14 protein-coding genes are annotated in these 21,687 nt (G+C 44.1%); 7 read left to right on the forward strand and 7 right to left on the reverse strand.

Translation table 11 applies throughout. The features are described from left to right. The coding region (locus tag HFD85_RS20935; RefSeq protein WP_167614251.1) for a T9SS type A sorting domain-containing protein at nucleotides 1-3,454 on the forward strand (3,454 nt) is incomplete at its 5' end. 44 nt (nucleotides 3,455-3,498) lie between these two features. Here HFD85_RS20935 and HFD85_RS20940 read toward each other — a convergent pair. Beyond that, nucleotides 3,499-4,365, reverse strand: a complete 867-nt coding sequence (locus HFD85_RS20940) for a ChaN family lipoprotein (RefSeq protein WP_167614253.1) — start codon at nucleotides 4,363-4,365, stop codon at nucleotides 3,499-3,501. Nucleotides 4,366-4,575: 210 nt separating this feature from the next. Between HFD85_RS20940 and HFD85_RS20945 the strand changes: the two genes are divergently transcribed. Both HFD85_RS20945 and HFD85_RS20950 read left to right on the forward strand, forming a co-directional pair. Next, nucleotides 4,576-4,899 (forward strand): class I SAM-dependent methyltransferase, encoded by a 324-nt coding sequence (locus HFD85_RS20945; RefSeq protein WP_167614255.1) that lies wholly within the window; start codon nucleotides 4,576-4,578, stop codon nucleotides 4,897-4,899. Between the two features lie 12 nt (nucleotides 4,900-4,911). After that, nucleotides 4,912-5,184 (forward strand): hypothetical protein, encoded by a 273-nt coding sequence (locus tag HFD85_RS20950; RefSeq protein ID WP_167614257.1) that lies wholly within the window; start codon nucleotides 4,912-4,914, stop codon nucleotides 5,182-5,184. 193 nt (nucleotides 5,185-5,377) lie between these two features. On the opposite strand, the gene HFD85_RS20955 is transcribed toward HFD85_RS20950, so the two are convergent. Then, a complete protein-coding gene (locus HFD85_RS20955) occupies nucleotides 5,378-6,160 on the reverse strand; it encodes a glycerophosphodiester phosphodiesterase (protein WP_167614259.1) in 783 nt (260 codons plus the stop codon). 128 nt (nucleotides 6,161-6,288) lie between these two features. Here HFD85_RS20955 and HFD85_RS20960 point away from each other — a divergent pair, with 128 nt between their 5' ends. Both HFD85_RS20960 and HFD85_RS20965 read left to right on the forward strand, forming a co-directional pair. After that, nucleotides 6,289-7,215, forward strand: a complete 927-nt coding sequence (locus HFD85_RS20960; RefSeq protein ID WP_167614261.1) for a lysophospholipid acyltransferase family protein — start codon at nucleotides 6,289-6,291, stop codon at nucleotides 7,213-7,215. 11 nt (nucleotides 7,216-7,226) lie between these two features. Continuing rightward, complete coding sequence (locus HFD85_RS20965; RefSeq protein WP_167614263.1) at nucleotides 7,227-8,171, forward strand: lysophospholipid acyltransferase family protein; 945 nt, start codon at nucleotides 7,227-7,229, stop codon at nucleotides 8,169-8,171. A 4-nt stretch (nucleotides 8,172-8,175) separates the two neighbouring features. On the opposite strand, the gene HFD85_RS20970 is transcribed toward HFD85_RS20965, so the two are convergent. The 4 genes from HFD85_RS20970 to argH all read right to left on the reverse strand — a co-directional run bounded on the left by HFD85_RS20970 (nucleotide 8,176) and on the right by argH (nucleotide 18,292). After that, nucleotides 8,176-10,470, reverse strand: coding sequence for a GH92 family glycosyl hydrolase (locus HFD85_RS20970; RefSeq protein ID WP_167614265.1), 2,295 nt, complete (start codon nucleotides 10,468-10,470; stop codon nucleotides 8,176-8,178). A 230-nt stretch (nucleotides 10,471-10,700) separates the two neighbouring features. Beyond that, complete coding sequence (locus HFD85_RS20975; RefSeq protein ID WP_167614267.1) at nucleotides 10,701-12,125, reverse strand: glutamate synthase subunit beta; 1,425 nt, start codon at nucleotides 12,123-12,125, stop codon at nucleotides 10,701-10,703. Nucleotides 12,126-12,169: 44 nt separating this feature from the next. Next, on the reverse strand, nucleotides 12,170-16,693 hold the full coding sequence (gene gltB, locus HFD85_RS20980) for a glutamate synthase large subunit (protein ID WP_240925091.1): 4,524 nt from the start codon (nucleotides 16,691-16,693) through the stop codon (nucleotides 12,170-12,172). 258 nt (nucleotides 16,694-16,951) lie between these two features. Next, entirely contained in the window at nucleotides 16,952-18,292 is a 1,341-nt protein-coding gene (argH, locus tag HFD85_RS20985) for an argininosuccinate lyase (RefSeq protein ID WP_167614269.1), read from the reverse strand. 304 nt (nucleotides 18,293-18,596) lie between these two features. Between argH and HFD85_RS20990 the strand changes: the two genes are divergently transcribed. Further along, nucleotides 18,597-19,256: a hypothetical protein gene (locus tag HFD85_RS20990; protein ID WP_167614271.1), complete on the forward strand. Its 660-nt coding sequence runs from the start codon at nucleotides 18,597-18,599 to the stop codon at nucleotides 19,254-19,256. 7 nt (nucleotides 19,257-19,263) lie between these two features. On the opposite strand, the gene HFD85_RS20995 is transcribed toward HFD85_RS20990, so the two are convergent. Further along, a complete protein-coding gene (locus HFD85_RS20995; RefSeq protein WP_167614273.1) occupies nucleotides 19,264-19,956 on the reverse strand; it encodes a hypothetical protein in 693 nt (230 codons plus the stop codon). Nucleotides 19,957-20,027: 71 nt separating this feature from the next. Between HFD85_RS20995 and HFD85_RS21000 the strand changes: the two genes are divergently transcribed. Then, nucleotides 20,028-21,665 carry an ArnT family glycosyltransferase gene (locus tag HFD85_RS21000; RefSeq protein ID WP_167614276.1) on the forward strand — a complete coding sequence of 546 codons (1,638 nt, stop codon included), beginning with the start codon at nucleotides 20,028-20,030 and terminating at the stop codon, nucleotides 21,663-21,665. Nucleotides 21,666-21,687 lie beyond the last annotated feature (22 nt).

Here is a 21,687-nt window from a genome sequence, read left to right on the forward strand (position 1 = left end):
CGTGCCGGTTGTACTAACAGTCACTGATGTAAACGGAAACGTACAGGCCGCACCGGCGACAGTTACCGTGATCGACACCGTGAAACCGGTCGTTCAAACCAAAGACATTACGGTTTATTTGGATGCCAGTGGGAACATGAGCATTGCAGCCGATTCGATCGATGACGGTTCAAGTGATGCCTGTGGAATCCTGACTTATGAAACCGATATCACCGACTTTGATTGCAGCGATGTTGGCGATGTTCCGGTAATACTGACTGTCACTGATGTGAATGGAAACGTACAAACTGCTCCTGCTACTGTAACGGTTATCGACACAGTGAAACCGTTAGTAATCACCAAAGACATCACAGTTTACCTGGATGCCACCGGCAATATGAGTATTGCAGCCGATTCGATCGATGACGGTTCAAGTGATGCCTGCGGAATCCAAACTTATGCAACAGATATCACAGACTTTGATTGCAGCGATGTTGGCGATGTTCCGGTAATACTGACTGTCACTGATGTGAATGGAAACGTACAAACTGCTCCTGCTACTGTCACAGTAATTGACACGGTAAAACCGGTAGTTGAAACCAAAGACATCACAGTTTACCTGGATGCCACCGGCAACATGAGCATTGCAGCAGATTCGATCGATGACGGTTCAAGTGATGCCTGCGGAATACAAACTTATGAAACCGATATCACAGACTTTGATTGCAGCGATGTTGGCGATGTTCCGGTAATACTGACTGTCACTGATGTGAATGGAAACGTACAAACCGCTCCGGCTACAGTAACGGTTATCGACACAGTGAAGCCGTTAGTAATCACCAAAGACATCACAGTTTACCTGGATGCCACCGGCAACATGAGTATCGCAGCCGATTCGATCGATGATGGTTCAACGGATGCCTGCGGAATCCAAACTTATGCAACTGACATCACGGACTTCGACTGTAGCGATGTTGGAGCTGTTCCGGTAATACTGACTGTCACTGATGTGAATGGAAACATACAAACTGCTCCTGCTACAGTAACGGTTATCGACACAGTGAAACCGTTAGTAATCACCAAAGACATCACAGTTTACCTGGATGCCACCGGCAACATGAGTATCGCAGCAGATTCGATCGATGACGGTTCAAGTGATGCCTGCGGAATCCTGACTTATGAAACCGATATCACCGACTTTGATTGCAGTGATGTTGGAGCCGTGCCGGTAGTTCTCACCGTTACCGATGTGAACGGAAACGTACAAACCGCTCCGGCTAGAGTAACGGTTATCGACACGGTAAAACCGGTAGTTCAAACCAAAGACATCACAGTTTACCTGGATGCCAGTGGGAACATGAGCATTGCAGCAGATTCGATCGATGACGGTTCAAATGATGCCTGTGGAATCCTGACTTATGAAACCGATATCACAGACTTTGATTGCAGCGATGTTGGAGCCGTGCCGGTAGTTCTCACCGTTAGCGATGTGAACGGAAACGTACAAACCGCTCCGGCTACTGTCACAGTAATTGACACAGTAAAACCGGTAGTTGAAACCAAAGACATCACAGTTTACCTGGATGCCAGTGGCAACATGAGCATTGCAGCCGATTCGATCGATGACGGTTCAAGTGATGCCTGCGGAATACAAACTTATGAAACCGATATCACAGACTTTGATTGCAGCGATGTTGGCGATGTTCCGGTAATACTGACTGTCACTGATGTGAATGGAAACGTACAAACTGCTCCTGCTACTGTTACAGTAATTGACACGGTAAAGCCGGTCGTAATCACTCAGGACATTTCTATCTACCTCGATCAACAGGGAAACACAGCTATAGTTGCTTCTGACATTGATATTGGTTCATCGGATGCCTGTGGTATTGCAACCATGAGTGTAGATCCGAACAGCTTTGATTGTGACAACCTGGGAGACAATACAGTTACCTTAACCGTAATTGATGTGAACGGAAACGTGAATACAAAAGAGGCGACTGTATCGATCTTGTTGAGACCGACCACACTGGCTATTTCAGGGGTGTTCTCCGGTCAGTATTCCGACCAGGTAACCTTAACGGCAACGCTGACGGATGACTTGTCGGGAAATAGAATGGCTGGTAAAAAAATCCTTTTTACAGTGGGAACACAAAACGTTTCAGCCGTAACTGACGGATCAGGTGAAGCTTCTACGACCCTAATCCTGAATCAGGCACCGGGTGATGTAAGTTTCACTGCTAACTATGAACTGGATTGTCCTTTTGCTGCTACGTCGGATAATCAGACCTTCACCATCAAAGCAGAAGATGCTTGTTACGAGTACACCGGGCCACTGTTCTCCGCCACTTCAGGTGCAAACAGCAGCCAGGTGGAAGTATTGTTGACAGCTACCATTTACGAAATGGATGATTTGTTCCCGGGAAATATCGAAAATGCAACTGTGCAGTTTTACGAAGACGGAACTTCAATTGGCGGCCTATTGGTTCCGGTAGCCGATCCAAATGATTCAACTATTGGATATGTATCACTCCTGCATACCTTCGATATTGGAAATGCGGAAGCAGAAAACTTTGAGATATCGCTACAGGTTGGAGGTCGGCATATGAATAACCAAGCCTGTGAAGATGTTTCGGTCGTAAATGTCTACCTGCCTGCCGGTGACTTTATAACAGGTGGTGGTTATCTCATTAACGAAGAATCAGGCGGTGCCTATGCCGGGGATTTGGGACGAAAGACCAATTTTGGTTTCAATGTCAAGTTCAATAAAAAAGGCAAAAACTTGCAGGGTAAAATGACACTGATTGTACGTCGTTTAGAGCCAGATGGAATTGTGCATCTGTACAAATTTAAAACCAACGCTACTAACTCACTGGGTGTGAATCTGGGGGCTGAAGGCGAATGCGATGTGGCTGAATTTACTTCCAAGGCTAACCTGACCGATATAACCGATCCGTTAAGCCCGATCAGTTTGGGAGGAAATCTGGAGATCCGGGCAACCCTGACCGATTGCGGAGAGCCGGGTGAAAACGATCAATTAGGAATTACCGTTTGGGATGGAAACACCTTACTTTTCTCTAGCAACTGGAGCGGCACTGAAACCTATGAACAGAGCCTTGGAGGTGGTAATCTGAAAGTACAGTCGGGATTCAGTCTGGGTACAGCAAGTACTGCGAATAAATCGGCAGAGATTGCTACAGCCATTGAACCCTCATTGGATGTTCAGGATTTTGGACTCACCTTGTATCCAAATCCATCAAAAGGAGATGTGTTTGTTGAGTTTGACTCGAGTGCTGACCTTAGTGGCGAGATCAGGATTAAAGCAATTAACGGACAGGAAGTGCTGAGAAAAGAGTTCCGCCAAACGAAACGTGTGGAACTCGACTTGAGCAGCCACGTTAGTGGGGTCTACCTGATACAGATTGAAACAAACGAGCAGGTTTATACACGAAAACTAATTCTGAAACACGAATAGTATTTGAGATCCGGGAGGCGGCAACTTTGGTTGTCGCCTCTTTTTTATCTTGTCCGCGTCATATCCTCATCCACACAAATCGTAAAATCAGCCAGACCGGTGTTTTCTTCTTTCAATTCCGAAACATCTTTTTGCATCACCGAGTGAATCGTGGCGATTTTAAGGTTTGGGTTTTCATGTTTAAGGTACCAGTAAATGCTTTCGAAATTTTGACTGTGATAAGCACCATGGTAGTGCAACAGCATTTTTCCGGGCTTCCAGTTTTTAAGAATGAAATGTGCCATGGTAGCATCTTTTGTGGCTTGAGCTTTTGGGAAATTAGAAGTTACGTGACTGCCCATTCCTTCCATGTTCATCATGCTGGCATAGCAATTCAATGTTGAATCGTAAGCGGGTGGCAGTGGTGGCAAAAAGACTTTTGCTTCGTCCGATAATCCTTCAAGTCCTTCGAAACCTTTGCTATTGACCAGCGAAGCATAGCGTCGCGGAACATTGGTGGCCACAAAATACAAGCCGCTGTCTTTGGCAAACTCAACCAGTGGTTTATAATCGGTTTTATAGTTGGGCCACAGTCGGATTTCGTCCTCAAAGTAACGTTGCGAAATTTCGCCCGACAGGTATTCATCCATAATCAGCTGATTGTCGCTTTCAAACATTTCAGCACCCAACACCAGGTCCTTGCCTTTTAGTTTGTACAGGTCTTTTGTGAGTTCCAGCTGCAGCCAGTGCGAGATCGGATTGTCGTGCAATTCGCCGAACAAAACAATGTCGGCATCTTCCAGTTGCTTCAGCATTTTCTCATATTTCTCGGGCTTCCCTTTTTGGTCGAACAGGAAATACGCAGGTTTGTCGGATTTAAAAGCGGTAAATAGGATAAGCAGAAGGATGAAAAGTGCTGATGATTTATTCATTGTAATAATTTTATAATGTTGAGCTAAACAACAAAGAAAGCATTTTCGGGTTTAAAAAGAAGAAGAAAAACCAGTATGAAGCACATCTTTTTCATCATTTTTCTGATTTTTACAGGTAGTTAAGTTATTACCCAGGCTGGGAGGCGAAGGCGAATTTAGATAATACGTATTGATTTATCCATTGTATCATCGACAGTAATAACAAAATGTATGTTGGAAACCGGATTTGTATACAGCAAACTGATCGATCCCTTGTTGCAAGGACTCCGAAAAAGGGTGGCCCTGGAAATAGAACAGGGAGATCATGTAATTGATATCGCCTGCGGAACCGGTGTTCAGCTTTTTGAAGTGGCCGGCAAGGCAGCCACTGTAACCGGTGTCGATTTATCGGAGTCGATGGTGAACCATGCAATAAAAAATGCAGCAAAAAGAAACATCACCAATGCATCATTTGTGGTTTGCAATGCTACTGATCTAAGCATGTTTTATTCCCGTAAATTTGATGTGGCCATACTTTCCATGGCTCTGCACTAGTTTGCTCCGGAGTTGCAGAGTCCCATTCTTTCAGAAATAAAAAAGATAGCAAAACGAATTGTTATTCTGGATTATGCGGTTCCCTTACCTGCAAATTATGTAGGAGTAAGCAGCAAGATTGCAGAGTTTCTGGCGGGGGTTGAACACAACCGAAATTTTAAACAGTATTCCGCAGCAGGTGGATTAAACACGATTTTACCCGAAAACGGATTTACCATTAACAAAACGAAGCTGATTGGGAAAGGCGCATTTCAACTGGTGGTAGCACACAATCCTAACATTTGAAGCAGTATCAATAATTTAACATATTTAACATTGTTCAATTTTGTTTAACAATAATTTACTAGTGTTAAGTCGAGTTAACACATTCTGAACTTACCTTTGAAAAAGTAATTCCATAATAAAGCTGTGTGCGAATAAGGCACTGTTCAAAAAACGTCGGATTTTTAAAGGGATTCCAGAAAAAGGAGTCCCTTTTTTACAGTTTACTCATTTCCTCTTTTAACCATTTTGGGCGGTTGGTAGTGATTCCTTTAACGCCAATAGCTGTCAGCCGTTTTGCTTCGGCCGGTTCATCGATGGTCCAGCTTAGTACTTCCAGATTTAATTTTTTGGCCTCATCCATTACAGCTTCATCAATAATCGAGTATTTCAGGTTAACACCGGTAAGGCCCAATTCGGCACTTTCTTCCATTTTCCTGTTTAGTCCCTGTTTTACCGAACTAAGCCAGTAGCATTTATTATCAGGGAATTCCCTGTGGGTATTGATGATAGTTTCCCAGCCAAAACTAATAAATACAATCTGATCGATTTTACCGCTTTTATCAATTACCCTGCGCAGTGCCGGAATAATCTCTTCACCACCTGCTTTAATCTCAACAACCAGCGTTTTACCTTCAGGCACAGTTTCAATAATCTCGCCGAGATAAGGTAATTTTTCACCCTTGAACTCCTTACCTTTCCAAACACCGGCATCCAGATCGCGTAAAAGCACCGACGGCGCTTTGGCGATAACCAGGTTTTTCTTTCCGCTGCAGGTTCTTTTAGTATCCTTGTCGTGAATAACAATTACCCGGTTGTCTTTTGTCAGGTGAACATCAACTTCAACTGCATCGGCTCCAAGTTCCCAGGCCAGTTTAGCCGAAGCTACTGTGTTTTCGGGTGCCAGGTACGATGCCCCGCGATGAGCGATAAATGTATTTTGTGCGATCAAACTGCTTGCTAATAATGTGATGATAAAAGAAATTACAATTGTCTTCATGCTTCTGTTTTGTTTCGAATATAGAAATAAATTTAGCTAATGTTAGCTTAAAAATGTAGTTTTGGTTTTGCTTTTCGGCAGAAATAAAACAGAAAAGATATTTCTTTAACAAAGGCTTTTTTCAATACATGCAGAAGAAGAAAGAAAACACAGTTGGCTTTTTTGAGAATTTGGGTAACCATGCTGTGGTTCTTATCCTTAAATTTTTTGCCCTGCTACCTTTAAGCTTTCTGTATCTGTTGGCCGATTTTATCCATTTTTTACTTCGGAATGTTGTGAACTACCGCAGTGCGGTGATAATTGATAACCTGAAACATGCCTTCCCCGAAAAATCGGATGAAGAGATTTTAGCTATTCGAAATAAATTCTACCGTCATTTTGCCGACCTTTTTATTGAGTCGATGAAAATGTACGGGATGTCGGAAAAGGAGATGAGTCGACGTGTTCGTTTTAAGGGGCTCGATATGCTGAATAATTATGCCGAAAAGGGACAAAGTATAATTGTACTGGCTTATCATCATCACAACTGGGAATGGGCAAGTTTTATTCAAACTGTCGCCAAACACAGAATTTTGATGGTGTACAACAAAATGCGCAAGAACCAGCCAATGGACGATTTCCTGCTCAAGTCGCGCGAAAAATGGGGTGGTTTGGGTGTTCAGATGGGACGGTCGGCAAAGGTGATGTTCGATCTTCAAAAGAAGAATATTCCCACATTAACGTGGTTGGCAGCCGATCAGAGTGCATTGCCCGACCAGGGAATGTGGGCCAACTTTTTTAATCGCGAAGCTGCTTTTTTTGCCGGCCCTGAAAAGATAGCCCGAAAAACCAATCAACCGGTGTTGATTCAACGCGTGCATCGCCTGGGCAGAGGAAAATACGAATACGAATTCACACTTTTATGCGAGGAGCCTGCAAAAGCGAAACCGTATGAAGTGCTGCTTTCCTATATTCAAAAGATGGAAGAAGTGCTGAAAGAAGAACCGGAGTATTATCTTTGGAGCCACAGAAGATGGAAGCACAAACGACCGGAAAATCTTCCACTGATTCAATAAAAAAGTTACGAATGGTAGATCAGGAATTGGCCAAACGCGATAAACGTTTTCATGAAAGTCCGCTCAAAAAGTTATTGAACGGCACGTTGGTGTTGTTTTTAAAGGGCATCTCAAAGCTTCCTTTTTTGGTGATCTATGGCATTTCGGATGTATTTTATTTTTTGCTGAAGAATGTTGTGAAGTACCGTAAAAAGGTGATTCTCGAAAACCTGACCTACGCTTTCCCCGAAAAATCAGAGGAGGAGAAAACACAGATATTGAACAAGTTCTACCGTCATTTCTGCGATTTTGCCCTCGAAACAGTGAAGTTGTACAGCATGAGCGACAGCGAGATGAAAAAGCGGCTGTCGGTGAAAGGCCTGGAGCTGACGGAAAAATATACACGCGAAGGAAAAAGCATCATCCTGCTCGGATTTCATTACAATAACTGGGAGTGGTGTTCTTCCATTCAAAGCCGGTGGAACTACAAATTGCTGATGATCGTGAATCCGCTTCGTGGCAATTATGCCATGGATCGCTTTGTTGCACACTCTCGCGAGAAATGGGGAGGCGAATCGGTTCCGGTTCACAAATCGGCGCGTGTGGCCATCGATGCTGTACGCAAAAAAGATCCGATTGCGCTTTGGCTGGCAGCCGACCAAACCCCGGCGGCCAATTCACCATTCTGGACCATGTTTCTAAACCGTGAAGCTCCGTTTTTTAGCGGCCCCGAAAAAATTGCTGCAAAAACCAATCAGCCGGTCTTTTTTCTTCACCTAAAAAAATTGCGACGGGGACATTACGAAGCCGGTCTTTCCCTGCTTTTTGAAGAGCCCTGCAAAGTGGAATCGAAAGATATACTGCTGACCTACATTCGCCGGATGGAAGAAATCATTGGCGAAACACCGGAATATTATTTGTGGTCGCACCGCCGTTGGAAACACAAACGGCCGGAAGGTATTGAGCTGACTTTATAAAATGTTATTCCCGGCTTAATGAATAAGGACGGTCTTTCTGCGCAGTTCCCCAGTCTTTATTCGGAGTGCTTCCCATTTCAAACTCCAGTTTTCCACCCTTTAACAAGTCGAAGTGATTAAGGTAGTTTTTGGTGTAAATCTTGCCGTCTAGTTTTGCATTTTGAATGTAATTCTTCCCGGATGAGGCGCCTGGTGCTTCAATGATTAAATTGGTGTTGTTAAGTTGTATGCTTATCCGGTCGAAATGCGGGCCCGAAATTACATACTCAGGCACTGAAGGACTCACCGGGTAAAAACCAAGTGCTGCAAAAACATACCAGGCCGACATCTGGCCTGCATCGTCGTTGCCACTTAAGCCACCAACGCCGGCATCGTATTCATTTAGCATGATCTCCGAAACCAGAGCCTGAGTTTTCCAGGGTTGGCCGCAGTAATTGTACAGAAACGGAATTTGGTGTCCCGGTTCGTTGCCATGCCAGTACTGGCCACTTACGTGAAAACGATCGAGTTGCTCAGCAAAATCTTTTTCTCCTCCCATCAGCTCCTTTAGTCCGTTAATATCATGTGGAACATACCAGGTATATTGCCACGGCGTTCCTTCGGTGATGTAGGACATGCGCTTCAGTTTATCAAAATCAGGTGTAAAGCTTCCATCGGCAAAACGCCCGCGAACACAGGTATCAGCTTTGCTGTATACATTTTTATAATTCAGTGCACGTTGCAGCAATTCCTCGGCATTTTGGGTGTCGTTTCTTTTTAGTGCAATTCTACTCAGGGCAAAATCGTCGAAGGCATATTCCAGCGTGCGCGAAACCTGCTCGTTTTTATGAAACGATTCTCTTACCCCGTCTTCCAACGGAACGTAACCATATTTTAAGTACGAACTTAAAGCCCGGCGGCCTTTGCCGTTTTTGTAATCTTCGAAATTGGCAGGTGTTTCGAATGCGTTTTTAATCAGGTACTGATATTCCTCGTCACTGATATCGATGATATTTTTGATACTGGCGTCGGCGAGGGTTGTTATTACATGGTCGCCAATCATGGCAGAAGTGTAGCTGTTCCAGCATGGAAAAATGGGAAGCCAGTCTCCGTTTTTTGCTTTATCGAGCAAACTCCACATCATGTTGGCATTTGCTTCGGGCATAAGCAGGTTAAATAAAGGATGCGAGGCACGGTAGGTGTCCCACATCGAAAAATCAACATAGTAATCTTTGTCGCCTGAATTCAGTACCTGTTTGCCACCGGAAAAACTTAAATAAGTTCCATCTGCATCGTTAAAGGTTCGTGGATGCAAAAGACTGTGATAAAGTGCGGTATAAAATTTTGTCTTGTCGGTGGTACTGCCACCCTCCACCTGAACCTTGTTCAGCACTTTTTCCCAGGTGGCTTTTAGTTCGGCTTCCACGTGTTCGAAATTCCTATTAGCCAGCTCGGCATCCAGGTTTTTACGTGCCTGTTCAATGCTGGTAAACGAAGTGCCAATTTGCACTTCAATACTTTCCCCTGATTGAACCAGAAAAGTCGCATAGCCGCCAAGGTCCTGCACATTTCGAATTGCCGTATCCCGCTCCATAATATCTTCTCCCTGAAAAACGCCAAAGCTGTCGAAATCGCGGTTGAACCGTGCTACAAAATAGCCGCTAAAACCGGCTGCTTCGCCCCAGCCCTGATAAATGCGGTGCACCGGATTGTAGCCAACAATTTCATTTTGTTCGTTTATGATTGCAGTAAATCCCTGGCCTTCGTCGCTGTTCGGATTTAAAATAATATGTGCAGACCCGGCATTTTCAAAGGTAAAACGAAGCATACCGCAGCGTTTGGTGGCAGTCATTTCTGTTTTTATGTTGTAGTCATCCAGATAAACGGTGTAGTTGTATGGAGTTGAAGTTTCTTTTTGGTGCGAAAATCCGGAGCCTCTTTTCTCTGTCGAACAAATCAGGTCTCCTGAAACTGGCATAATGCTCATGCTGCCGTAGTCTTGCACACACGATCCGCTTAACCAGTGACTTCCCCTGAATCCGTTAATGATGGAGTCGTTATAATAATAGGGCGCAATACACTTTGTTTCAGTGGCCCTGGTCTGCGGTGTCCAGTTGGTCATGGCAAAGGGTGTGGTAACATACGGCACTACCTGGGCATTGTTCTCTGATCCTTTCCCGTGACTTAATGCGTTTAAAGTACAGGCCGGAGCGGTTCCGATCAAAGGATTTACATAGTCAACCAGCGGGGTGGAGTCAGATTTGCGCGAGCAACTTTGAAGCGTGAGCAGAACTACAATTATCAGGATAGCGGTTTTCATTTGAACGAGTTGGTTTAAATAAAATATCCACAAGGTAATTAATAAATTCTCTTCACGCTGTAGACGCAGCTGCAGAATTTGGGGATGAATTCGGGAAATTAGGGCAGAAAAAAAGGAGGACAGGATGTAATCACGTTCAAATGGTCAAGGGAAAGTGATTAGTTAGGAAATTTCCTTATCCGCCCTCCTGAAAAAACTGCACTATTGTTAATTCAAATCTTTTCTGGTTTTTACTTACCGTTCCTGAGGTATGCGTCAACATTCTCAGCAACAACTTTACCGGCCTGAATGGCGTGTACCACCAAACTGGCTCCTTTTTCAATATCTCCTGCAGCAAAAATCCTGTCAACAGAAGTTTGTTTTTTATCGTCTACTTTTACATTTCCTCTTGGATCGTATTCCACACCCAGACTATCGAGCAGTCCGTTATGAACCGGCTGAGTGAAGCCCATTGAAAGCAGTGCCAAATCAACATCGATGATTTCAGTTGTGCCCTCCACTTCGTTCATTACCCAACGTCCGTTTTCGCTGGTCCATTCAACCTGAACAATTTCGGCCTGTTTCAGCACACCGTTTTCTCCGATGAAGCGTTTGGTGTTAAGGCTCCAGCGACGGGTACAACCTTCCTGGTGCGAACTTGAAGTACGCAAGGTGTTTGGCCAGTAAGGCCATGGATTATTATCCACTCTTTTTTCCGGAGGTTTTGGAAGAATCTCGATTTGTGTTACCGATTTTGCTTTTTGGCGAACCGAAGTTCCCACACAGTCGGAGCCGGTATCACCACCACCGATAACAAGAACGTTTTTGTCTTCTGCCAGAATGCGAACATTTTCAGGAATAGTCTGACCTGAAACCACTTTGTTTTGTTGGGTCAGAAAATCCATTGCATAATGAACGCCATCCAAATCGCGACCTTCAACTTCGAGGTCACGTGGCTGCTCGGCACCCATTGCTAAAACAACGGCATCGTAGTCTTTGAGCAATTCTTTTTTTGTGATATCAACACCAACATTTACGTTGGTTTTGAATTCAATTCCTTCGTCAACAAAGAGTGCTAAACGGCGGTCGATAACTCGTTTGTTCAATTTAAAATCGGGGATACCGTAACGCAGTAATCCACCGATCGCATCATTCTTTTCGAATACGGTTACCGTGTGACCGGCCCTGTTCAGCAAGTCGGCAGCCGATAAACCGGCAGGCCCTGACCCAATAACCGCCACTTTTTTACCGGTACGCGATTTTGGCGGATTGGCCACCACAATTCCGGCTTCAAAAGCCTGTTCAACAGTTGCACATTCGTTTTCGCGAATGGTTACAGCTTCATCGTGAATGGCCAGCACACACGATTTTTCGCAGGGTGCCGGGCAAATTCTACCGGTTATTTCCGGGAAACTGTTGGTAGAATGTAAAATATAGTAAGCTTCTGCTTTGTTTCCTTTGTAAACGGCATCCTGCCATTCCGGAATTTTACTTCCTACAGGGCATCCCCAGTGACAAAATGGTATGCCGCAATCCATACAGCGCGAAGCCTGTAATTTACGGTCCTTTTCATTCAGTGTCTGCTCTACTTCCCCGTAGTCAAAAATCCTTTCCTCTTTCGGGCGGTAGCCGGCATCAATTCGGCCTACTGTCATGAATCCTCTTGGATCTCCCATATCTTGTTTTCTTTTTTTCGATTAACTAATACTGCAGGTAACGTTTATTCGTGACGTGAAGGATCATCTTCAGTCAACTGTAACTTCTTCTGCAACTCTTTCAACTTCTGTTCCTGCAGAACTTTTTTGTATTCGAACGGAATCACCTTCACAAATTTTGGCAGGTAAGCTTCCCAGTTAGTAAGGATTTTGGAAGCCACCGCACTCTGTGTATAAGTAAGGTGTTTGCTGATCATTTCCTGCAGTTCCTTAATGTCGGCTTTGTCTTCAACAGGTGAAAGTTCAACCAGACCTGTATTACAGAAATAATCGAAGTTTCCAACCTCGTCGAGCACATAGGCAATACCGCCGCTCATACCCGCTGCGAAGTTACGTCCGGTTCTACCAAGAACTGCAACGCGACCTCCGGTCATGTATTCGCAACAGTGGTCACCGGTACCTTCAATAACTGCTTTTGCACCCGAGTTTCTCACGCAGAAACGTTCGCCTGCCACACCTCGGAAGTAGGCCTCGCCGCTTGTTGCTCCGTAAAGCGAAGTATTCCCGATTAGGATGTTTTCTTCAGGTTTGAATGTAGAACCAATTGGCGGAACAACGATGATTTTACCTCCCGAAAGTCCTTTCCCGATGTAGTCGTTCGAATCGCCTTCCAAACGGAATGTTACTCCTTTGGTAAGGAAAGCACCAAAACTCTGTCCGGCAGTACCGTGGAAAGTACAGTTAATTGTGTCATCCGGCAAGCCTGATTCGCCATAACGTTTTGATATTTGTCCGGATAACATGGCGCCCACCGTACGGTCAACGTTCACGATATTGCGTTGTATCCAAACTTTCTCAGCACCGTTTAATGCTTTTTTCGAATCGCGGATCAACTGGTTATCCATGTGTTGCGAGATATCCTGATGATTCGGATGCGTATTATGAATGTCAACATCTTCTGCTTCTTTTGGTAAATACAGCAGTTTCGAGAAGTCAACAGTTTTCATTTTCCAGTTGGTAACATTTTGATTTACCTCCAGCAGATCGGTACGTCCAACAATTTCACTGAACCTGCGGAATCCCATTTCTGCCAGGTATTCGCGAATTTCCTCAGCAATAAAGCGGAAGAAGTTAATGGTGTACTCCGATTTACCGATAAAACGTTTTCTGAGTTCTTTATCCTGGGTAGCGATACCGGCAGGGCAGGTGTTCATGTGGCATTTACGCATCATGATACAACCCAGAACGATCAGTGCAGAAGTTGAGAATCCGAATTCTTCACCACCCAGACAGGCCAGAGTTACTACATCGCGACCGGTTTTCAACTGACCGTCGACCTGTAATTTAACACGTCCGCGAAGGTTGTTCAGAACCAGTGTCTGTTGCGTTTCTGCAATTCCCAATTCAACCGGTAATCCGGCATGTTTGATCGAACTTGCAGGACTTGCTCCGGTTCCACCGTCGGCACCCGCAATGATAATTACATCGGAGAATGCTTTGGCCACACCGGCTGCAATGGTACCAACACCGTCTTCAGACACCAGTTTCACCGAAACTTTAGCTCTTGGGTTGGTTACTTTTAAATCGTAGATCAGCTGTGCTAAATCTTCAATCGAATAAATATCGTGGTGCGGAGGTGGCGAAATCAGCGTAATTCCAGGCGTTGAGTTACGGGTTTTTGCAATGATCTTGTTCACCTTAAACCCGGGTAACTGTCCACCTTCTCCTGGTTTTGCTCCCTGTGCAATTTTAATCTGAAGTTCGTCGGCATTGGTCAGGTAGTTGTTGGTAACACCAAAACGTCCCGACGCGATTTGTTTGATCTTACTGTTTTTCAGCGTACCAAAACGTGCAGGATCTTCACCGCCTTCACCGGTGTTGCTTCGTCCGCCAATGGTGTTCATGGTAACCGCCAAAGCTTCGTGTGCTTCTTTACTGATCGAACCGTACGACATGGCACCTGTTACGAATCGCTTCATGATTTCCTCGATCGGTTCAACCTGATCAATCGGAATAGGATTTCGTTTCAGGTTGAAACAGCCACGAATAAAGGCCGGCCGTTGGTTTTGTTTGTCAACCAGTGCGCTGTATTCTTTGTATTTGCCGTAATCGTTGGTGCGGGTTGCCCACTGCAGTAAGCCAATGGTTTCCGGGTTCCAGGCGTGGTGTTCACCGTATTTTCTCCAGGCGTAATTGCCCGAGTTTTCAAAACGGAAAGGTTCCGGAGCATTGTCAGGCTTGTAGGCTGCTTCGTGAAACATTGAAGTTTCCTTGCAAATTTCCTCCAGGCCAACACCTCCTATTTTCGAAGTTGTTCCGGTAAAATATTTGTTGATTACATCATTGCTTACACCTATTGCTTCGAAAATCTGGGCGCCATGGTAGCTGCGCAGGGTTGAAATTCCCATTTTAGAGAATACTTTCAACAATCCTTTGCCAACAGCCTTGATGTAATTTTTACGGGCTTCCTTGTATTCAATATCAATCTTGCCTTCCTTCACCATGTGATCGATGGCAGCATAGGCCAGGTAAGGATTAATTACACTGGCACCATAACCCAGCAGTAACGCAAAGTGGTTCACTTCGCGGGCTTCAGCAGTTTCCACAATGATACCAACCTGCATCCTTTTCTTGCTGCGGATCAGGTGGTGGTGAACGGCTGCAACGGCCAGTAACGATGGGATCGGAGCCATATCTTCCGAAATATTCCGGTCGGTTAGAATGATGTAATTCTTTTTATCGTCAACGGCTTTTTCGGCCTCAGCCAACAGTTCGTCAAGTGCCTTTTTAAAACCTTCAGCGCCGTCTTTTACCGGGAACACCATCGGGATGGTTTTGTGCGAAAACATTTCATCCTTCAGATCCTTGATCTTTCCAAGGTCGGTGTTGGTAATAAGCGGCTCGTTAAATTTGATCAGTTTGCAATGATCCGGATTTTCGTCCAGGATGTTTGAATGCAATGATCCGATATAATTGGTGAGTGCCATAACCAAACCTTCGCGAATCGGGTCGATAGGCGGGTTGGTGACCTGTGCAAAGCTCTGTTTAAAGTAGTCGAACAGGCGTTTTGGTTGATCTGAGAAAACAGCCGGAGGTGCATCGTTACCCATCGAACTGGTAGGTTCGGCACCGACGACACTCATGGGCTGGATCAACTCGTACATGTCTTCCTTGGTGTATCCGAATACTTTCGAATAGGTCTCGAAATTATCAATGGAAGAAGGAACACGTTGTTTTACCGTGATATCCTTCATCATCATGCGGTTTTCTTTTAACCACATTTGATACGGATTGCGACGACTCAACTGTTCTTTAACTTCCTGGTCAGGAATTATGATTCCGAGTTGCGTATCGACCAGTAATATTTTACCCGGACGCAAACGTCCTTTTTCTTTGATCTCTTCAGCCGGGAATGTTTGAACACCAACCTCTGAACCCATAACAATCAGGTTGTTTTTGGTGATCACGTAACGCGACGGGCGTAACCCGTTTCTGTCGAGTGTTCCTCCAATGTAACGTCCGTCGGAGAAAACCATCGACGCCGGTCCGTCCCACGGCTCCATTATGGTAGAGTGGTACTCATAGAAAGCTTTTAAGCTTTCGGGTATCGGGTTTTTCTGGTTGAACGATTCCGGAATCATCATACACAAGGAGTGCGGCAACGAACGGCCGGTCATGTGCAGGAATTCCAGTACGTTATCAAACGAAGCTGAATCCGATTTTCCGGGTTCAATCACCGGAAGCAGTTTTTTAAGGTCTTCCCCAAAAACTTCCGATTTCATAAGTGCCTCGCGGGCTTGCATCCACAAGCGGTTGCCTTTTACGGTGTTGATTTCGCCGTTGTGTGCAACAATACGGAATGGCTGCGCCAAATCCCAGGTTGGGAAGGTATTGGTACTAAAACGCGAGTGAACCAAGGCAATGGCACTTTTAAACTTCTCGTTTTTAAAGTCAAGGTAATATGCCTTCAGCTGATCGGGCGTAAACATTCCCTTGTAAACAATTATTTTGGCCGATAAACTGGGCTGGTAGAAACTGTCTTTGTATTTCAGGTTCGAATCGCGAACTTCCTTCTCAGCCAGTTTACGTACAATGTATAACTTACGCTCCAGCGCATCTTTTTCAAGATCGGCTTTTACAAATATTTGCTTAATGAATGGCTCTGTTGTTTTGGCGATCTCGCCAGGAGCCGAACTGTCGACGGGTACGTCGCGGTATCCCAGCAATGTCAGGCCTTCTGCCTCAACATGTTTGCTCAGGATCTCGGTACAGATATTGGCTTCTATTTCATCCTTTGGAAGGAAGACCAATCCTGTTCCGTATTTTCCCTGCGGACCAACATTCAATTTCAAAACGTCGGTGATAAACTCGTGCGGGATCTGCATTAGCAATCCGGCACCGTCACCGGTTGAATTATCGGCGCTAGTAGCACCCCGGTGATCCATGTTCCGCAGTACCTCCAATCCACGGTTTACAATGTCGTGCGACGGTTTGCCCTTAATATGGGCTACAAAACCAATCCCACAGTTATCGTGTTCGTTCACAGGGTTATAAAGACCCTGTGCATCCGGTAGTCTCTTCTGCATCATCTTTTCTTCTGTTTAAATTTCCCCTTATACGCAATAATTAACCGCTGTCAAAAATCAATTATTGCAAAAATGTAAGCTATTCTCAAATAAAACTTACGAAGTGAAACCAAAAATAAATAATGAAGTGAGAATTTACAATCAAATAATCACTTTTGTCTGTTAAATAACATACAATTAACCTTTCATTTCTTGAGAAAAGTCATTATTAAGGAGTCGAAAAATATGTAGTAACGTGACATTTGTCACGTTTTCAGATACTTAACCTGCCGTATTCAGCATGTTTTGCCTGGCTTCTTCCAAGGTAAGGAAATTGAAGCTTTTTAAGGTCTTTTCCTTTTTGGTTTGAATTTTATCCAACGCCAAATTTCCAATGCTGCCTTCGTGAACATGATTCACCATTTTTTCAGGTGAGAAAGTGTTGCTTTCTATCTGGCCGCCAACTATTTTGTAGGCCTCACGGAAAGGTACTCCTTGCAGTACAAGCTTGTTAACTTCCTCAACACTGAACAGGTAGTCGTATTTCGGATCGTCCAGGATTTTGGTATTAACCGTCATGTTCTTCAAGGCAAGTCCTGCGATGTTCAGGCAGTCATTCAGTTCTTTAAATGAAGGAAGAAAAACTTCTTTCACCATTTGCAGGTCGCGGAAATAACCACTTGGCAGGTTGTTGATGATCAACCCGATTTGTGCAGGCACTCCCTGCAATTTGTTGCAACGGGCACGCGTCAGCTCAAAAACATCGGGGTTCTTTTTGTGTGGCATGATGCTCGAACCCGTAGTGAATTCAGCTGGCAGACTTACAAAATTGAAATTCTGACTCATGTACAAACAAACATCGTAAGCCATTTTCGAAATGGTGGCTGCCAGGTTGGCAAGAGCAAACGAAACAATCTTTTCAACTTTGCCTCGTCCCATTTGGGCATAAACCACGTTGTAGTTCATGTTTTCGAATCCCAGAAGATCAGTAGTCATCTGACGGTTGAGCGGAAACGATGAACCGTATCCTGCAGCCGATCCCAGTGGATTTTGGTTGGTAATTTTATAAGCCGATCGCAGCAATTCCAGGTCATCAGTCAGGCTTTCGGCATAAGCGCTAAACCACAGTCCAAAAGATGAAGGCATGGCTACCTGCAGGTGGGTGTAACCCGGCAGCAGCACATCTTTCAGCTCCTCTGCACGTTCGAGCAAAATATCGATTAGAGCTACGGTACTTTCGGTAATTTCCTTTATGGCATCGCGCGTAAATAATTTGAGGTCGAGTAGTACCTGGTCGTTACGCGAACGTCCGCTGTGGATTTTTTTACCCAGATCGCCAAGCGTTTCGGTCAGCATAAATTCTACCTGCGAGTGAACATCTTCTACACCGTCTTCGATTTTAAAAGCGCCTGATTCAGCAATTTTATACAAGCGCTTCAATTCTTTCAGAAGCACAGGTAATTCTTCTTTGCCGATCAGTCCAACCGATTCGAGCATGGTTACATGCGCCATCGATCCAAGTATATCGTGAGTCGCCAAAAGGAGGTCCAGCTCGCGGTCGCGGCCAACGGTAAAATCTTCAATCGCTTTATTGACGGGTGTTCCCTTGTCCCAGAGTTTCATATTGTTCTATTTATGCATTGCCTGAATGTATAGTACCGAAGGATGTTGAATAATCCTGAATTCAAGCTTCACAAAGATAAGGTTTCCATTTTAAACATTTTGCTATGTCTGTTGGCTTTGCTTGCTGTTGCCTGAATTTGTGTCGGTACTTGTACACTTAGCTTTTCTATTTTTGCGACAGGAGGTGGCATTCGTGCCTAATTTTCAGCAGACAATTAGTAATATTATATAAATTTGCATCGCTTATTAAAATTGAGTGAACAATATTTTATTACTCAGTAAATGGCACATTTTAAAGATTAGTATGGAAAAGATTATAAAAATTGTAGTGTACGTTTTACTAGCCGCCTCGTTTTTAGGCGCAACCTCATTTTATTATACCGATGAATTTTATCACAGCCTGGTAGCTGAAGATGGAATTTTCGAAAATATTACGGCACTGGTGCTGCTTTCGATTTCAGTACTGTTTTTGATTCGTTACATCAAAGAACACAAAACGCGTGGTCGCTGGTGGAAGGTTCTGAATATTCTGATAGTTGTTGGAGCATTCTTCGGATTTGGAGAAGAGATCTCGTGGGGGCAGCGTATTTTCTCCATTCAGTCGGGTGAATTTTTTGCCGCCAATAATATTCAGCAGGAAACCAATCTGCACAACCTGGAAGTGGGGGGTGTTAATATTAATAAGCTGATCTTTTCGCAGGGTCTGGTTATTATTTTCGGTTTCTATTTTGTGCTGGCACAACTGCTTTACCGTAAATGGGATAAATTTCAGGCCCTGATCGATAATTTCGGCGTACAACTTCCGAAAATAAAGCAATCGGTGGTGATGTTGCTGGCAACAGGGTTGGTTTTAATGGTTCCCGACAAACGTATTTGGGAGCTTTGGGAAGCCATGTTTGTGACTATTCTTTTGTGGGTATTTATCGAGCCCTGGAACTCAGACGAAAAAATACTTAAAAGCTAAAACGGTTTTATTCTTCCTTTTTTAGTTCAATATTAAACACCTTTTTTGCCGGATTCAGAAACACTAGAAACAGAATTCCGGTGAGTGCCAACTCGTGCAATTCGCTTTCTTTTTTCATGCCAATTAATAAGGGCACCGAAATGTTGGTGACCAGCAGTAAAATAATGTGGTGAAGTCGGGGGAGCGGAACACCAAAATCAATGACCAGTTTCCGGATGAATTTTACTTTCCACACCAATAAAGGAAGGATGATGAAGTAAAAAGCCAGTGCGATGAACATCAGGTTCGAGAAAATCAGGATGTTGAGGTCGACACCACCTATTTTTAAATTATGCAGATTGGTTTCGCCCTGGTAGTTGTGTTCCATAAAATACTCGCTGGTGTGAATGCCAAATATTCTTTGTCCCCACGAAATTTCTTCGCCCGCGCCAAAAATGAAAACGAGGCTGGCCAGCGTAAAAAACAGGAGCTGCTTCTTGTCGTTTTGTCTCATTGATTTAATGGCATTGCTTCCGAGCACAATCGCTCCCAGTAAAAGGAACAATGCCGTGAGGTATTCTACCCATCCGTCTTCGCGAACCACAACACGAAATGCTTCGTAACTTTCAATGCTTTTGAATTTTGCAAAAGCAATGAACCAAATAATGATTCCGTAAACCAGAATGTCGGTGATTAAAATTGGCGTAACCTTTCTACTCATATCAGTGTTTAATGCTAAATTGCGCCAAATTTAAGTTTTTTATTGTTTTTAAGCTATTTGAACTTACCGATATGTTGAAGGATCGTAATTTTATTTTTACCGTTGTTATAGTTATTCTTTTGGTTATAATCGCTTCGCTTCCGGTGCCTTTGTTGGTAAACGCTGCGAAGTATGCACAAGTTGGTCGCGAAATATTGCATAATGGCGACTGGATTAACCTGACAATAGGCGGTGAGCCTTACGATCAGAAACCGCCAATGTTGTTCTGGTTGGCAGCCATAACCTTTAATATCTTCGGAGTTTCGACCATCGGCTATAAAGTAGCCGTTATCCTGGTTTCGTTTTTAGGAGTTTATTCCACTTACCGTTTGGGAAAACTGTTTTACGGAAAAGAAACCGGGCTGCTTGCAGCCATTTTCTGGGCTTCCTCGCTCAGTTACCTGCATTTTCACAATGATATTCATACTGACACGATGTTGGTTTCGTTCGTGGTGTTCGCCGTTTGGCAGTTTATGACTTTTTTCCGCGAAAAAAAATGGTATCAGTTTATACTTGGAGCCGTTGGTGTTGGTTTGTCGATGCTGACAAAGGGGCCGGTAGGAATGCTGATTCCTGCATTCGCCGTTGGTGCCAATCTTTTAGTGCATAAACAGTGGCGCGAAATTTTTAACCTGCGCTGGATTGTTGCTGCCGTTATTGTAGGCATTATTATTATACCGGCTTTGTTAGGTCTTTTTCAGCAGTTTGGGCTCGAAGGCATCAAATTCTATTTCTGGACCAATAATATGGGGCGCGTTACGGGCTCATACCAGGGAACCAATACCGATTACTTTTTCTACCTGCACACCTCGATGTACATGTTGCTGCCCTGGTCGGTATTTATGCTGGTTGCCATGTTCAGTGAAATCAAAAGCCTGATCAGCTTAAAAAAATCAGAGATTAAAACGATTGAGGTAGCTAATCTGGCTGCAGTTGTATTTTTTCTTGGTATTCTGAGTGTGGCGAAACAAAAAAATCCGCACTACATGTTAAGCGCCGTACCATTTCTTTTTATCATCACTTCGAAGTGGACGATCCGGTTTTTTACTGAAGAACAATATGCGAAACTGAAAAAAGTGCTTTCCATTATTCATAAAGTGATTGCCGTTTTGTTGATGGCCATGATCCCGTTTATGTCAGGATTCTTTTTCCCCGAAACCCGAATTATTTACTGGGTGCTTTTAATTTTGATGGCGGGAGGATCGATTTACCTTGTTTTCAGAAAAGCAGATCTGAAAAAACAGGTATTGATGTTGGTTTTGGCATCTTCGGCATTGTTGTTTACCATTAATTACAACATGCTGCCCAATATGTGTAAATACGAAACTTCGATAGAAGCCGCCGAAATTTTTAATGAAAAAGCCGAATCGGGAGCTACGCTAAATATCTACGGCGAAAAAGCCCGTTTATGGGAATTGCTGTTTTATTCCGATTCGTACGGCACCTATTTGCAAACGCAGGAGATGCTTGAAGACTTCCTGCCACATCCCGGCGCCTGGATTTATACCACCGAAGCCGGTTACGAGGAAATGCAGGAAATGGGAATAACCATGGAGGTGGCTCATGAATTTACTCAGCATAAGAAAGTGACCAGCCAGTCGATCAATTTCCTGAATCCGAACAAACGAGCTTCCCGGTTTCAGAAAATGTACCTCTTAATTTTGCGCTAACTTTTTGTAAGATCCCGCTTTT

Source organism: Maribellus sediminis, from assembly GCF_011799805.1.
Lineage (GTDB): Bacteria > Bacteroidota > Bacteroidia > Bacteroidales > Prolixibacteraceae > Draconibacterium > Draconibacterium sediminis_A.

Coding starts and splice junctions, on each gene's coding strand:
- HFD85_RS20940 (WP_167614253.1), bottom strand. CDS start 4,365: ATGAATAAATCATCAGCACTTTTCATCCTTCTGCTTATCCTATTTACC.
- HFD85_RS20945 (WP_167614255.1), top strand. CDS start 4,576: ATGTTGGAAACCGGATTTGTATACAGCAAACTGATCGATCCCTTGTTG.
- HFD85_RS20955 (WP_167614259.1), bottom strand. CDS start 6,160: ATGAAGACAATTGTAATTTCTTTTATCATCACATTATTAGCAAGCAGT.
- HFD85_RS20960 (WP_167614261.1), top strand. CDS start 6,289: ATGCAGAAGAAGAAAGAAAACACAGTTGGCTTTTTTGAGAATTTGGGT.
- HFD85_RS20965 (WP_167614263.1), top strand. CDS start 7,227: ATGGTAGATCAGGAATTGGCCAAACGCGATAAACGTTTTCATGAAAGT.
- HFD85_RS20970 (WP_167614265.1), bottom strand. CDS start 10,470: ATGAAAACCGCTATCCTGATAATTGTAGTTCTGCTCACGCTTCAAAGT.
- HFD85_RS20975 (WP_167614267.1), bottom strand. CDS start 12,125: ATGGGAGATCCAAGAGGATTCATGACAGTAGGCCGAATTGATGCCGGC.
- gltB (WP_240925091.1), bottom strand. CDS start 16,693: ATGATGCAGAAGAGACTACCGGATGCACAGGGTCTTTATAACCCTGTG.
- argH (WP_167614269.1), bottom strand. CDS start 18,292: ATGAAACTCTGGGACAAGGGAACACCCGTCAATAAAGCGATTGAAGAT.
- HFD85_RS20990 (WP_167614271.1), top strand. CDS start 18,597: ATGGAAAAGATTATAAAAATTGTAGTGTACGTTTTACTAGCCGCCTCG.
- HFD85_RS20995 (WP_167614273.1), bottom strand. CDS start 19,956: ATGAGTAGAAAGGTTACGCCAATTTTAATCACCGACATTCTGGTTTAC.
- HFD85_RS21000 (WP_167614276.1), top strand. CDS start 20,028: ATGTTGAAGGATCGTAATTTTATTTTTACCGTTGTTATAGTTATTCTT.